Raw genomic sequence first — 13,444 nt, 5'->3', positions numbered from 1 at the left:
TAAGAAAAACTTAAAACAAATACCATGGAAGATAGAGACACCTTTTTAAAAGAATTCAGAGGCGAAACTTTAGGAACCGTAAGTGCTCAATCTTCAGCAGATGAGATCTTTCAAAACCAGACCATCAGGCCTATTTTAAAATTGCAAAACGACTTGTTCATTGCCGTTTTTATTAATTACGTAAACAAAAATAAACCTGATTTTTATTCTTATTCGGTTGAAAAGAAACTTCAGACCATCGAAAATTCCATTCAAAAAGACATTAAATTCAGAAATTCATTAAAAGGAATTGTAATGGCGCTTTTTACAGTTGACGAATACAATACCTATATTAAGAATTCTTCTGATTTGAATAAACGTATGATGAATTTGTTGATTGACCGATTGAAAAATCAGGTGCAGTTGTTTGAGGTGGAATCGGATTCTAAGTGATTTTAATGGAAATAGAAATTCTTCAAGATAAAAAACGAAGTTTATACGTTTATAAAAATAATGAATTGTTATTTTATTCTAAGGTAAAATCCAACTGGACAAATAGGGTTACAGAAATTTACAATCATGATGATATTTTGCTTTTAGAGGTGAAATATAAAATGACTCTAATAAAATCTTCTTATAAGATTTTATTTCAAAATGAATTGGTTAAGGAGGAAATAGTAGAAATAACAGACACGAGAATAGTTTTTGATACTGACAAAAGATTGTATACAAAACAAGATTATTTTATCGCTATAGATGGGAATTTTTCCTACTATTTTAAAGAAACTAGAATTTCTCAATTAAAACAGAAAAGTTGGGTTTCAAATCCAAAGATATTTTTAAGTATAAATGATGAAAACCTAGAATTTTTAAATCTAGTACTCTTTCATATTTTAGCAACAGAAGCAGGATATAGTTCTGATTAAAACAATTTAAAATTTTAGAATAAATCAATGTTCAACCAATTCCGAAATAAATTTCCTTTAACCGACGAAAAATGGAGGGAATATATCAGTTATTTTAACCGAATTGAAGTTCCTGCTAAAACAACCCTTTTAGAAGAAGGTGAAGTTTCAAAAAAACTTTATATCATAGAAAAAGGCTGTATTCGGGTTTGGTTTAACAATAACGGAAAAGATCTCACTACGCAATTCTTTTTTGAAAATGAGAGCGTTGCTTCTATCGAAAGTTTCATGAAGAAACTTCCGAGTCCGACCAATATTGAAACGATTGAGCCTTCAGTTTTGTGGTGGATTCATAAAAATGATCTGGATAAAATTCTAGAAGAAATCAAAGAGATCCCTGAATTGAGAGATAGTCTCATTAATAAGCTTTTTGAGCGTACTTTTGATTATATGAAATATTTCGTTTCGTTTATAAAAGATTCCCCTGTAGAGCGTTATTCTAATTTAATTAAAGAAAGGCCTCAAATCATATTGCGTGTTCCGCAACATTATATCGCTTCTTATTTAGGAATAACAACTGTGCATCTAAGCAGACTAAAAAGTAAACTATTAAGTAAAGAATAATTGACTTTTTAGTCAAACTTAAATTGACTTATATAACTTATATGATTTAAAGAAAAATTTGATAACAAATGTTATCGTCTGCCCATAAACGGCTGTCTAATTTTGCTTCATAAAATTTAATAATTATGAAAGCAGCAGTAGTTTATAAAAAAGGAGAATCTCCAAAATATGCAGAATTTGAAGAGCCAATTGCATCCAATGAAAACGAAATTTTGGTTTCGGTAAAAGCAGTAGCTATTACGAATTTGGATAAAGGAATTGCAAGCGGAGATCATTATTCTTCAGAAAAAGAAAATCAAAACGGATTTATTGTAGGAAGCGACGGAATTGGAGTTTTAGAAAATGGAACAAGAGTTTACGTCCGCGGAATTTCTGGAACGATTGCCGAGAAGGCTTTAGTAGAGGAAAACAGAATGGTTGTATTGCCAGACGGAATCGAAGATGCAACAGCCGCAGCGATGCCAAATGCAGTTGCAGGTTCGGCAATGGCTCTTCGTTTTAGAGCGGGAATAAAACCGGGAGAAACAGTTTTAATAAATGGTGCAACTGGTTTTACGGGACAAATGGCCGTTCAAATTGCAAAACATTATGGAGCAGAGAAAATAATTGTTACAGGAAGAAACGAAAAAGCGCTAGAAAGCCTTTTAGAATTAGGTGCCGATGAAATTGTTTCTCTAAAACAAGATGATGAATCTTTTGTTTCCCAACTAAGAGAAATCCATAAAAATACTCCAATTGATATTGTAATTGATTACTTGTGGGGACATTCGGCAGAACTTATCTTTTCAGTTTTAAAAGGAAATGGAGACTTTACGCATAAAACTCGATATGTTTCTGTAGGTTCTATGTCTGGAGATACCATTCAATTATCAGCTCAGATTTTACGAAGTGTAGATCTTCAATTATCGGGTTCAGGATTAGGAAGCTGGACAAAAGAAGAAGTCAAATTATTATTTTCTGTAATTCTGCCCGAAATGTTTCTTTTGGCTTCAAAAAATATACTAAAAGTAAATATTGAAACAGTAAATCTATCCGATATAGAAAAAATGTGGAATGCGGAAGTTCCTGACGGAAAGCGTTTAGTTGTGGTAATCTAAAATTTTTGAACACATAGAAACATAGTTTATCGCTTCTTAAAAAGGTAAATAAAAGAAACTAGTTTCTCACACATAGCTATGTGTATTTAAACAAGTGAAACGCCTTTTATAGATTCCAAGAAGCTATGTTTCTATGTGTTTATATTTTTAATATTCTAGTAACTCTTTCAAAGCTTGCTCGAATCTATTCTTTGGTAAAAACTGATCTTATTATTTTCTGAAATACTGCCTGAAATGTTTCTTTTAGCTTCAAAAAATATACTAAAAGTAAATATTGAAACAGTAAATCTATCCGATATAGAAAAAATGTGGAATGCAGAAGTTCCTGACGGAAAGCGTTTAGTTGTGGTAATCTAAAATTTTTGAACACATAGAAACATAGTTTATCGCTTCTTAAAAAGGTAAATAAAAGAAACTAGTTTCTCACACATAGCTATGTGTATTTAAACAAGTGAAACGCCTTTTATAGATTCCAAGAAGCTATGTTTCTATGTGTTTATATTTTTAATATTCTAGTAACTCTTTCAAAGCTTGCTCAAATCTGTTTTTTGGTAAAAACTGATCTTCAAGCGCTTTTGTAAACGGAATTGGCGAATCTAAACTCGCTACACGTTTTACAGGAGCATCTAGATATTCGAAGCAATTTTCCATAATTAAAGCCGAAATATCACTTGCAATTCCGCCAAATAGGGTGTCTTCTTGGTAGATTATAGCTTTTCCAGTTTTTTTAACCGAAGCAAAAATCGTTTCTGTATCAAGAGGCTGTAAAGTTCTTAAATCAATCAAATCAGCATTAATTTCTGGATGTTGCGCTAAAGTGTCTAAAGCCCAATGAACAGTAGCTCCAAAAGCAATAATCGTTACCGATTTTCCTTCTTTTACCAAAGCCGCTTTACCTAAAGGAATAGTATAATAGTCTTTTGGAACATCTTGATAAATACTGCGATATAATAATTTATGTTCGAAGAATAAAACAGGATTTGGGTCGTTAATTGCAGTATTCAAAAGTCCTTTTGCATCATACGGAAATGCTGGATAAACTACTTTTAAACCTGGAGTTTTAGTAAACCAAGCTTCATTGGTCTGAGAGTGAAATGGCCCAGCCTGAGTTCCTCCGCCGCAAGGCATACGAACGACAATATCGGCTTTTTCGCCCCAGCGATAATGAGATTTAGCCAAAAGATTCACAATCGGATTAAATCCAGACGAAACAAAATCAGCGAATTGCATTTCTACAATTGCTTTATACCCATTAATAGAAAGTCCCATTCCTGTCGAAATTACAGCGCTTTCGCAGATTGGCGTATTGCGTATTCTGTCTTTTCCAAAAGCATCAACAAAACTTTCTGTAATTTTAAAAGCACCACCGTATTCGGCGATATCCTGTCCCATGATTACAAGATTTTTATGGCGCCACATAGATTGTTCCAGACTATTTCGAATAGCATCTATAAAACGAATATTCTCTGAATCTGAATTATGGCTATATTCCTCATATTGATATTCTTTGTAAACATCATTTAATTCTCCGCTATAAGTTGGTTTTATTTCTGGTTCGGCATTGGCTATTGCCCAGTTTTCATCTATTTCGTGTTTAATTTCGGTATGAAATTGTTCATCTAATTCAGCGGTTAGAATTCCGTTTTCAGTTAAATATTTTCTATAATTCGTAACGGGATCTCTAAGTTCCCATTGATCCATTAATTCTTGCGGAACATATTTTGTGCCACTTGCCTCTTCATGCCCACGCATTCTAAAAGTTTTAAACTCCAATAAAATAGGACGTGGATCTTCCTGCATTTCTTTCTTTAGCTGAGACAGTTTATTATAAATTTCTACAATATTATTTCCGTCAATAATCCAGCTCTCAATTCCGTAACCAATTCCTTTGTCTGCAAGATTTTCACAGGCATATTGCTCATTGGTTGGTGTAGAAAGTCCGTAACCATTATTTTCTATAATAAACATTACAGGCAGTTTCCAAACAGCTGCAATATTTAGAGCTTCGTGAAAATCGCCTTCACTTGTAGCGCCTTCACCAGTAAAAACAGCGGTAATTTTTTTATTGTCTTGAAGTTTATTCGCAAGGGCGATTCCGTCAGCAATTCCTAACTGCGGCCCCAAATGCGAAATCATTCCAATGATATTATATTCTTGAGTTCCAAAGTGAAAACTTCTATCGCGGCCTTTTGTAAAACCATTTGCTTTTCCCTGCCATTGCGAAAACAAACGATGTAACGGAATTTCTCTAGTCGTAAATACACCAAGGTTTCGATGCATTGGAAGCACATATTCAGATTGGTCTAAAACAGCGGTTACACCAACAGCTATGGCTTCTTGTCCTATTCCAGAGAACCATTTGGAGACTTTTCCTTGTCGAATCAAGATAAGCATCTTTTCTTCGATCAATCGTGGTTTTAGTATTTTTTTGTATAAATCTAATAATTGCGCGTCAGTCAGGTTTTGGCGGTAAAAGATCATGTATTTTTTTGTTTTTTAGTGTTTCAAATATAACAAATTGCTGCTGTTTTATTAGAATACTAAATAAAATTTTAATCAGAAATTTGCTTTTAATGCCTGAGCTTAAGATTATTTTCTAAAATATTATCTACCTTTGTTAGCGAAAGGTACTTATGACACCTTTCTTCTTTAAAATAAAAAATGTAAAGTATGCAAAACATTCCTAGTGTAGACTTACGTGATTTCCTTTCGGACGACCCGAAACGTAAACAAAAATTTGTAAATGAAATCGGCAGTGCATTTGAAAACATTGGCTTCGTAGCCTTAAAAGGTCATTTTCTTGATGATCAGTTGGTAGACGAACTTTATGGTGAAATTAGAAACTTTTTCGCCTTGCCAATAGAAACTAAGCATAAATATGAAATTCCTGGAATCGGCGGACAAAGAGGTTATGTTTCTTTTGGAAAAGAACATGCTAAAGGACGCAAAGAAGGAGATTTAAAAGAATTTTGGCATTTTGGCCAATACGTAGACGCAGCTTCAAGATGGGCTTCTGAATACCCAGACAATGTGGAAGTTACTGAATTACCACGTTTTAATGTGGTTGGTAAAGATGCATACCAAAAATTGGAGAAAACAGGTGTTTATGTATTAAGAGCTTTGGCTTTACATTTAGGTCTAGATGAGTTTTATTTTGATAACTATGCAAAAGAAGGAAACTCAATTTTAAGACCTATCCACTACCCTCCTATTACTTCAGAGCCAGAAAATGCAATTCGTGCAGCGGCTCATGGTGATATCAACTTGATCACATTGTTGATGGGAGCTCAAGGAAGAGGATTGCAAGTTCAAAATCATAATGGCGACTGGATTGATGCCATTGCAGAAGATGACGAATTGGTAATCAATGTTGGTGATATGTTGTCTAGACATACCAACAATAAATTGAAATCTACAATTCACCAAGTGGTAAATCCGCCAAGAGAGTTGTGGGGAACTTCACGCTATTCAATTCCGTTTTTCATGCACCCAGTAAGCGATATGCGTTTGGATTGTCTTGAAAATTGTATTGATGAAGAAAATCCAAAGAAATACGAAGATATTACAGCTGGAGAGTTCTTGTATGAACGTTTAGTAGAATTAGGTTTAATCAAAAAATAAACTTAAATATTTTCTAGATATAAAAATTCCAAATTCCAAGTTTTTCTTGGGGTTTGGAATTTAATTTTTAGATATCTTTATGCTTGAAAATTTATTTTTAGAATAAGAAAAATATGGACTTAAAAGACCAATTAAAGAATCTGTTTCCAGATCATGTTGAATCAAATGAGCCTGAACAAGTTGAAGAACAAGAACACGTTCTTTATGTTCAGAAGGAACCTATGATTTGCAAATTTGAAAAAAGAAAAGGAAAACCAACCACTATTATTGAAGGTTACGAAGGTTCTGATGAAGATTTTAAAATCTTAGCCAAAGAAATCAAAACCAAATTAAGTGTTGGCGGAACTTTTAAAGACGATTCGATTATAATTCAAGGCGATTACCGAGATAAAATAATGGCAATCCTAAAAGAAAAAGGATTCAAAACCAAACGTGTAGGTGGATAATTAATTTGTTTAAAAGTTTCATGTTTAAAGTTTCAAGTTCTGCATATAACGTGAAACTTGAAACTTGAAACTTGAAACAAAAAAACTCAAATCTTAACACCTTAGAAACTTAGCAACTTAAACAGAAATGATACAATCTTCAGAATTAATATTAAATCCTGACGGAAGCGTTTACCATTTAAACCTTCGTCCTGAACATATAGCACACGACATTATCTTTGTTGGTGACCAAAACAGAGTAGAAAAAATCACTCAGTTTTTCGACTCAATCGAACATTCTGCTCAAAAGAGAGAGTTTAAAACCCAAACCGGTATTTATAAAGGTAAAAGAATTTCGGTAGTTTCTACAGGAATTGGCCCTGATAATATTGATATTGTACTAAACGAATTAGATGCTTTAGTAAATATCGATCTTAGAACACGTCAGCCAAAAGAGAAATTAACTTCTTTGAATATTATCAGAATTGGAACTTCGGGTTCATTGCAGGAAGATATTCCAGTTGATAGTTTTGTAATGTCTAAGTTTGGTTTAGGATTAGACAATATGCTTCGCTCCTACTTGATCGACAATGTTTCGATTACAGAAATTGAGGATGCATTTGTAAAACATACCAATTGGGATCCTAAAAAAGGAAAACCTTATGTTACGCAGTGTTCAGAAAAACTAGAAAAATTAATTGAATCAGACCGAATTTTTAAAGGGATTACAGCAACTGCTGGAGGATTTTACGGACCGCAGGGAAGAGTTTTGCGTCTAAATATTCAAGACGAAGAATTAAACAATAAAATGGATAATTTTAGTTTTAACGAAACTAAAATCACTAATTTAGAAATGGAAACTGCGGCAATTTACGGACTTTCAGCTCTTTTAGGCCATAATGCTTTATCGCTGAACGCTATTATTGCTAACCGTGCTTCTGGAACTTTCAGTGCAGATCCGTACAAATCTGTTGACGAACTGATTGCTTATACGTTGAATAAATTAGCAGGCAATTAATCTGATTATTTATGCAAAACGCTATTCTTAAATTTGAAAAGTTATTGGATGAAAATGTAAATTACATTCCAACAATACAGAACGAAGTTTTAGAAGTTAAAAATCCTGGTAAATGGTCTAAAAAAGAGATTTTAGGGCACTTGGTAGATTCTGCAATTCACAATCTAGTACGTTTTACTGAGATTAATTATGCAGAAAAGCCATATCACCATAGACCTTATAACCAAACAGATTTAGTAAATTTAAATCAATATCAGAAAATAGATATTCAGGAGCTTACTCAGTTGTGGTATTCAATAAACAAGCAGATGGTGAGATTGATGAAGTCTGTTGATGAAAAAGCTTTAGATTATAAAATCATTTTGGCCGACGAATCTGTAATTGATTTAAGGTTTTTAATGACCGATTATGTTGAACATTTAGAACATCATATTAATCAAATAAGAGCATAAATTATGTTTTTGAGAGTAGCCAGACATACGAATGATTTAGAAAGAATTGAAAATTTTTATGTTGATGTGCTCGGATTTGAACGATTGGGCGGATTTGAACATCATAACAATTATGATGGTGTTTTTATCGGAAAACCTGGTTTAGAGTGGCATTTTGAGTTTACTCAATCCCAAGTTGTGGCAAAACATACTTTTGATGAAGACGATGTTATGGTCTTATACCCAAAAACTATTGTGGATTACGATAAATTAGTACATAAATTAACGCAGCACAATATTACAGTTATACCATCGCTGAATCCTTTTTGGAATGAAAACGGAAAAATGATTCAGGATCCAGATGGTTATAGAATCGTAATATCTCCCTTAAAAGCTGTAATTAGCGAAATTGAATAATGGAACAGGAAACTCATAAGAAAATATTATTTAAATACTATAGTGATTATCTAGACGAAGTTGTGTCAGAAACTATGTGGGCAGAAATTATTGATCTGGAAAAAGGGCTTTTCAAACTGGATAATATTCCATTTTTTGGTCCTTTGATTGCTACAGATGACATTTTTTATGCCGAATATGACGAAACAGAAGAACGTTTTATGCATAGAAAAACGATTCAAAATTCTGGAAATTCGATTATTCAGGTGGCTGTTCTAGAAAAAGGATTTGACAAGGAAATCATCAGAGAAAAATTAAAAGCGCTTAATTGCCTGTCTGAAGGATTGAACGAAACTTTTTTTGCAGCAGAAATAGCTAAAGATATAGATTATTCGTTAGTAAGAAGTCTTCTCAATGAATATGAATCTAAAGAAATTATAGAATTTGCTGAGCCTTGTCTTTCAGAAAAACATAGGGCAGATTTATTAAAAAACTAATGCTAAAATTTAATTTAAACACATAGAAACATAGGTTTTTATTGAATCTGTTTAAGATTTTAGAAAAAGCAAGCTTTAACTCATAGCTATGTTTACTGAAATTAGTGAAACGTCTTTTTTTTAATTTTAAAAAAGCTATATTTCTATGTGTTAAAATAATTTTGATTAACAGATATAACTAACCAAACTTAACAATACAATTACGCATACGCATACCAAGCAACTTAACTTAAACTTAAAATAAATGAAAACTGTCAAAATTGCGGGTGTTCCGGAACACTTCAATTTGCCGTGGCATCTATGCATTGAAAACGGCGAATTTGAAGAAGAGAACATCGACTTAAAATGGACAAATGTTCCCGAAGGAACCGGGAAGATGTGTCAAATGCTTCGTGACGGAGAAACAGATTTGGCTGTTATTCTAACCGAAGGAATTCTTAAAGATATTGCAGCTGGTAATCCGAGCAAGATAGTTCAGGTTTATGTGCAATCTCCTTTAATTTGGGGAATTCACGTTGATGCAAAATCTGATTTTAAATCACTAAAAGACCTTAAAAACAAAAAAGCAGCAATTTCGAGAATCGGTTCAGGATCACAATTAATGGCTTATGTAAATGCAAATGAGCAAGGCTGGGAAATGGATGATCTTGAATTTGAGATTGTGAATACAATTGATGGCGCTGTAGATGCTTTGACCAATAAAAAAGCTGATTATTTTATGTGGGAACGTTTTATGACCAAACCGCTTGTAGATAAAGGCATTTTTAGACGCATTGACGACTGCCCTACTCCTTGGCCTTCATTTATTATTGTAGGACGAGATGAATTCTTGAAAAAGAATCCTAAAACAGTAGAAACGATTCTTAAAATAATCAACAAGACAACTGTTGATTTTAAAGAGATTCCAGAAATAGACAAGAAATTATCTAAGCTATTTAATCAAAAAGCAGAAGATATTAAAGAATGGCTAAAATTGACTCAGTGGTCACAGAAAAATTTGACAGAAAAATCTTTTAATAAAATTCAAAATCAATTATTTGATCTGGGAATTATTGATAAAAAAAGTATTTTTGTAGAAACAGTAAAAGCATTGTAAATACTGCTTTTTGATTCGTATGATGAAATTCCCTAAAATTGACTTACCGCAATTAAAATCCAAACTACAGGTGAAATCACCGTGGGACAGGATTATTATTTCGATTTTAAGTCTTTTGATTACGATTCCGATTTTCATCATACTGCATCAAAATTTGATCGATCTAGAATGGGCATTCAATCTAGATCGTATATTCATCTTTATTTTTGTTTTTGCAGCTGTATTTTTTCTTCTGATGTATCTGAGAACAATTATTATCCTGTGCGTTGCAGTTTATTTATTGATTCTATTCTATGGATCTGTGATCGGAAATTATGGTTTTAACGAAATCTCAGAAGATTATAATTCTATGATTTATACCATGTCTGATAATCCATATCCGCAGGATATTATTGTGGCAAAACTACTTCCGTTTCCAAATAAAACAAAGATTCTCAATGCTATAGAATACCAGAATCCGAAAGTGCGAAATTTTGCTATTATGGCAACTTCAAAGCATTTTAAAGGCATTAGAGGGTATTCAGATTATCGAACTATAATTCAGTGTTTTGCTGTTTTTAAAGAAATAAACGGCAGATGGAATTATGTAAACGATCCGAAAGACGGTGATTATATTGCAACCGCCAGCGAATCTTTAGAATATTTCTCTGGCGATTGCGATGATCATTCTATTTTAATGGCTGCCGCTGTACGTTCTATTGGCGGCACACCTAGACTAATTCACACCAAAGGGCATATCTATCCTGAAATCTTAATTGGTTCTATGATTGATTTGGAAAAAGTCAATTATTTAATTAAAAACGTGCTTTTTGTAAAGGAAAGCTACGGAAAAAAATTGCACTATCACATAGATGAGCGTGGTCAAGTATGGATGAACTTAGATTATACAGCAACTTATCCTGGCGGACCGTTTATGTATGAAGAAATTTTAGGAGCTTTAACCCTTAATTAATGTGCCTCAAAAAGACTGTTTAACCAATTTTGACTATTTGAAGAGTTAATTTCTAAATATTTGGTTATCAGCTAAAGTCTCGTAAATAGGGGCTTTTTGTATTAAAAGCAGTTTAATTTAATAAGTAAAAAAAATCTTTATAAATATTTGAGTGCGAATATTTTAATGTCATTTTTTTTTGTAACTTTTTCCTGTTTAACTTTTAATCACAAAATCATGAAAAACTCTAAATTATTTACCCTCGTAATTGCAATTGCTGTCGTAATAGTTTCATGCCATCTTAAAAGAGACAAGCTTGTGAATTCATGGAAAGTTACTGCAGTAGAACCCAAAGAAGCTGTTTCTGATTCTACAAAAAATGCGATTTTAGCCAACGGGATGCTTACTTTTACAGAAGATGGCCATGTTACTGGATACTTGCTTCGTGAAATTACCGACGGAACTTACGCGTTAACACAAAAAGGCAAAAAACTTGTTATAAAAGATGAAGTTGGTACACCTTATGAATGTGTGAGCACAATAACAGAAGATCAATTAATTCTGGATACTAAAGAAGCCAAACTGACATTTAGTAAAATTTAAATATAGAATTACAACGTAATTCAATGCTAAAAAACCATTCTTTTCCATCGTTAAGAATGGTTTTTTGATTTTTAGAACTAAAATAAATATCTTTGCTCCTCTTAAAATAAGTATTACGTATGTGAAAAATAATTTCTTTCAGGAAAATTAAGTAAGCAACTACTCTATTGTGGCTGCTAGAATATTTATCTATAAAAGAAAGGAATTATGCTTATTCTTCAAAATATCTCATATCAGCATGAGAATAAAGACATGCTGTTTCAAAACATTAGTTTTACTCTAAATCATCACGATAAAACCGCTTTGGTCGGAAATAATGGCGTTGGAAAATCTACATTATTAAAAATTATCTCAGGTGAATTACACCCATTTTCGGGACAAATAATTCAAAAGTCAAAACCTTATTTTGTGACGCAATTATTCGGTCAGTTTAATGGTTTTACAATTGCTGAAGCTTTAAAAATAAAGGAAAAAATAACTTCACTTAAAGAAATACTTGAAGGTGTTGTGACCGAAGAAAATCTTCAGCTTCTAAATGACGACTGGACAATTGAGGAACGCTGTAATGAAGCTCTATCGTATTGGCAACTCCATGATTTGGATCTGAACCAAAAAATGGAAACTTTAAGCGGAGGACAGAAAACAAAAGTTTTTTTGGCCGGAATTATGATTCATGAACCCGATTTAGTTTTATTGGACGAACCAAGTAACCATTTAGATTTTGCGGGCAGAACGTTATTGTATGATTTTATAAAATCTACTTCTAGTACACTTTTAGTGGTTAGTCACGACAGAACATTGCTTAATCTTTTGAATAAGACTTTAGAAATGACAAAAAATGAAATTTCGGTCTATGGTGGTAATTATGATTTTTATAGTGAACAAAAGAAAATAGAAAACAATGCTTTAGAACAAGATGTTCAGAGCAAAGAAAAGGCATTGAAAAAAGCCAAAGAAAAAGAAAGAGAAAGTGCTGAACGCCAAAACAAACTGGATTCTAGAGGAAAAAAGAAACAGGAAAAATCGGGTGTTGCTAGAATTATGATGAATACGCTTCGAAATAAAGCGGAAAACAGCAGTTCTAAACTCAAAGACGTTCATGCCGAAAAAATCAGCGGAATTTCAGAGGATTTGAGACAGTTGCGTTCATCACTTCCTGCAATAGATCAAATGAAATTCGGGTTTGATACTACTTCTTTTCTCAAAGGAAAAACACTTTTTAAAGCTTCAGATATTAATTATGCTTATGAAGATAAAATTCTTTGGAATGAAAATCTCAATTTTGAAATTCTTTCTGGAGAACGTCTTGCCATAAAAGGACTAAACGGATCTGGAAAAACAACTTTAATCAGAATTATTCTTGGAGAATTGATTCCAACGCAAGGACAAACCACTTCATTGGCAAAAAAAGCAATTTATATCGATCAGGATTATTCATTATTGAATCAGAATCTTAAAATTTACGAACAAGCTCAGACTTTTAATGATTGCGGTTTAGAAGAGCACGAAATAAAGATGAGATTGAATCGCTTTTTGTTTTCTAGAAATGATTGGGACAAACCTTGCAATGCATTAAGCGGAGGCGAAAGAATGCGCTTGATGCTTTGCTGTCTAACCATTAGCAACGAATCTCCTGAAATTATCATTCTGGATGAGCCAACCAATAATTTGGATATTCAAAATATTGAAATATTAACCACTGCAATCAATGAATATCAGGGAACTTTAATTGTGATTTCGCACGATCAATCATTTTTGGAGCAAATCGATATTGAAAAAAGTATTTTGCTTTAAAATAAAAACCATTAGCGCTGAGAATTA

At 32.7% G+C, this 13,444-nt stretch carries 16 protein-coding genes; 15 read left to right on the top strand and 1 reads right to left on the bottom strand.

Annotated elements, in window-relative coordinates; all coding sequences use genetic code 11:
* The first annotated feature begins 24 nt into the window (after positions 1 to 24).
* The 5 genes from DM397_RS13415 to DM397_RS24110 all read left to right on the top strand — a co-directional run bounded on the left by DM397_RS13415 (position 25) and on the right by DM397_RS24110 (position 2,962).
* The gene (locus DM397_RS13415) at positions 25 to 432 is read left to right on the top strand and encodes a hypothetical protein (RefSeq protein WP_008464130.1); all 408 of its coding nucleotides are present in this window, start codon (positions 25 to 27) and stop codon (positions 430 to 432) included.
* Positions 433 to 437: 5 nt separating this feature from the next.
* Positions 438 to 905, top strand: coding sequence for a hypothetical protein (locus DM397_RS13410; protein ID WP_111378027.1), 468 nt, complete (start codon positions 438 to 440; stop codon positions 903 to 905).
* 27 nt (positions 906 to 932) lie between these two features.
* The gene (locus DM397_RS13405) at positions 933 to 1,508 is read left to right on the top strand and encodes a Crp/Fnr family transcriptional regulator (RefSeq protein ID WP_111378026.1); all 576 of its coding nucleotides are present in this window, start codon (positions 933 to 935) and stop codon (positions 1,506 to 1,508) included.
* A 125-nt stretch (positions 1,509 to 1,633) separates the two neighbouring features.
* Complete coding sequence (locus DM397_RS13400) at positions 1,634 to 2,605, top strand: quinone oxidoreductase family protein (protein ID WP_111378025.1); 972 nt, start codon at positions 1,634 to 1,636, stop codon at positions 2,603 to 2,605.
* 234 nt (positions 2,606 to 2,839) lie between these two features.
* Positions 2,840 to 2,962, top strand: coding sequence for a hypothetical protein (locus tag DM397_RS24110; RefSeq protein ID WP_260677856.1), 123 nt, complete (start codon positions 2,840 to 2,842; stop codon positions 2,960 to 2,962).
* 147 nt (positions 2,963 to 3,109) lie between these two features.
* Here DM397_RS24110 and DM397_RS13390 read toward each other — a convergent pair whose 3' ends face one another.
* Complete coding sequence (locus DM397_RS13390) at positions 3,110 to 5,086, bottom strand: alpha-ketoacid dehydrogenase subunit alpha/beta (protein ID WP_111378024.1); 1,977 nt, start codon at positions 5,084 to 5,086, stop codon at positions 3,110 to 3,112.
* A gap of 189 nt (positions 5,087 to 5,275) precedes the next feature.
* Here DM397_RS13390 and DM397_RS13385 point away from each other — a divergent pair, with 189 nt between their 5' ends.
* From DM397_RS13385 to abc-f, 10 genes are all read left to right on the top strand, one after another.
* Entirely contained in the window at positions 5,276 to 6,226 is a 951-nt protein-coding gene (locus DM397_RS13385) for an isopenicillin N synthase family dioxygenase (RefSeq protein WP_111378023.1), read from the top strand.
* A gap of 113 nt (positions 6,227 to 6,339) precedes the next feature.
* On the top strand, positions 6,340 to 6,672 hold the full coding sequence (locus DM397_RS13380) for a translation initiation factor (RefSeq protein WP_008464140.1): 333 nt from the start codon (positions 6,340 to 6,342) through the stop codon (positions 6,670 to 6,672).
* A gap of 127 nt (positions 6,673 to 6,799) precedes the next feature.
* Positions 6,800 to 7,669, top strand: coding sequence for a nucleoside phosphorylase (locus tag DM397_RS13375; RefSeq protein WP_111378022.1), 870 nt, complete (start codon positions 6,800 to 6,802; stop codon positions 7,667 to 7,669).
* A gap of 11 nt (positions 7,670 to 7,680) precedes the next feature.
* Positions 7,681 to 8,121: a DinB family protein gene (locus DM397_RS13370; RefSeq protein ID WP_111378021.1), complete on the top strand. Its 441-nt coding sequence runs from the start codon at positions 7,681 to 7,683 to the stop codon at positions 8,119 to 8,121.
* Positions 8,122 to 8,124: 3 nt separating this feature from the next.
* Positions 8,125 to 8,517 carry a VOC family protein gene (locus tag DM397_RS13365; RefSeq protein ID WP_111378020.1) on the top strand — a complete coding sequence of 131 codons (393 nt, stop codon included), beginning with the start codon at positions 8,125 to 8,127 and terminating at the stop codon, positions 8,515 to 8,517.
* Complete coding sequence (locus DM397_RS13360; RefSeq protein WP_111369106.1) at positions 8,517 to 8,993, top strand: DUF4265 domain-containing protein; 477 nt, start codon at positions 8,517 to 8,519, stop codon at positions 8,991 to 8,993. Before DM397_RS13365 ends, DM397_RS13360 begins: the two co-directional genes overlap by 1 nt.
* 244 nt (positions 8,994 to 9,237) lie before the next feature.
* Positions 9,238 to 10,089 carry a substrate-binding domain-containing protein gene (locus DM397_RS13355; protein ID WP_111378019.1) on the top strand — a complete coding sequence of 284 codons (852 nt, stop codon included), beginning with the start codon at positions 9,238 to 9,240 and terminating at the stop codon, positions 10,087 to 10,089.
* Positions 10,090 to 10,108: 19 nt separating this feature from the next.
* On the top strand, positions 10,109 to 11,041 hold the full coding sequence (locus tag DM397_RS13350) for a transglutaminase (RefSeq protein WP_111378018.1): 933 nt from the start codon (positions 10,109 to 10,111) through the stop codon (positions 11,039 to 11,041).
* 216 nt (positions 11,042 to 11,257) lie between these two features.
* On the top strand, positions 11,258 to 11,623 hold the full coding sequence (locus DM397_RS13345) for a hypothetical protein (RefSeq protein WP_239457852.1): 366 nt from the start codon (positions 11,258 to 11,260) through the stop codon (positions 11,621 to 11,623).
* Positions 11,624 to 11,830: 207 nt separating this feature from the next.
* Positions 11,831 to 13,417 (top strand): ribosomal protection-like ABC-F family protein, encoded by a 1,587-nt coding sequence (gene abc-f / locus DM397_RS13340; RefSeq protein ID WP_111378016.1) that lies wholly within the window; start codon positions 11,831 to 11,833, stop codon positions 13,415 to 13,417.
* The last annotated feature ends 27 nt before the right edge of the window (positions 13,418 to 13,444 follow it).

The sequence above is a fragment of the Flavobacterium nitrogenifigens genome (genome assembly GCF_003254565.1).
In the GTDB taxonomy this organism is placed as follows: Bacteria; Bacteroidota; Bacteroidia; order Flavobacteriales; family Flavobacteriaceae; genus Flavobacterium; species Flavobacterium nitrogenifigens.
The sequence above is the reverse complement of the archived record's forward strand: the minus strand, read 5'-3'. Positions and strand labels throughout refer to the sequence as shown.

Coding starts and splice junctions, on each gene's coding strand:
- abc-f (WP_111378016.1), top strand. CDS start 11,831: ATGCTTATTCTTCAAAATATCTCATATCAGCATGAGAATAAAGACATG.
- DM397_RS13370 (WP_111378021.1), top strand. CDS start 7,681: ATGCAAAACGCTATTCTTAAATTTGAAAAGTTATTGGATGAAAATGTA.
- DM397_RS13360 (WP_111369106.1), top strand. CDS start 8,517: ATGGAACAGGAAACTCATAAGAAAATATTATTTAAATACTATAGTGAT.
- DM397_RS13415 (WP_008464130.1), top strand. CDS start 25: ATGGAAGATAGAGACACCTTTTTAAAAGAATTCAGAGGCGAAACTTTA.
- DM397_RS13375 (WP_111378022.1), top strand. CDS start 6,800: ATGATACAATCTTCAGAATTAATATTAAATCCTGACGGAAGCGTTTAC.
- DM397_RS13365 (WP_111378020.1), top strand. CDS start 8,125: ATGTTTTTGAGAGTAGCCAGACATACGAATGATTTAGAAAGAATTGAA.
- DM397_RS13380 (WP_008464140.1), top strand. CDS start 6,340: ATGGACTTAAAAGACCAATTAAAGAATCTGTTTCCAGATCATGTTGAA.
- DM397_RS13355 (WP_111378019.1), top strand. CDS start 9,238: ATGAAAACTGTCAAAATTGCGGGTGTTCCGGAACACTTCAATTTGCCG.
- DM397_RS13400 (WP_111378025.1), top strand. CDS start 1,634: ATGAAAGCAGCAGTAGTTTATAAAAAAGGAGAATCTCCAAAATATGCA.
- DM397_RS13390 (WP_111378024.1), bottom strand. CDS start 5,086: ATGATCTTTTACCGCCAAAACCTGACTGACGCGCAATTATTAGATTTA.
- DM397_RS13345 (WP_239457852.1), top strand. CDS start 11,258: ATGAAAAACTCTAAATTATTTACCCTCGTAATTGCAATTGCTGTCGTA.
- DM397_RS24110 (WP_260677856.1), top strand. CDS start 2,840: ATGTTTCTTTTAGCTTCAAAAAATATACTAAAAGTAAATATTGAAACA.
- DM397_RS13350 (WP_111378018.1), top strand. CDS start 10,109: ATGATGAAATTCCCTAAAATTGACTTACCGCAATTAAAATCCAAACTA.
- DM397_RS13405 (WP_111378026.1), top strand. CDS start 933: ATGTTCAACCAATTCCGAAATAAATTTCCTTTAACCGACGAAAAATGG.
- DM397_RS13385 (WP_111378023.1), top strand. CDS start 5,276: ATGCAAAACATTCCTAGTGTAGACTTACGTGATTTCCTTTCGGACGAC.
- DM397_RS13410 (WP_111378027.1), top strand. CDS start 438: ATGGAAATAGAAATTCTTCAAGATAAAAAACGAAGTTTATACGTTTAT.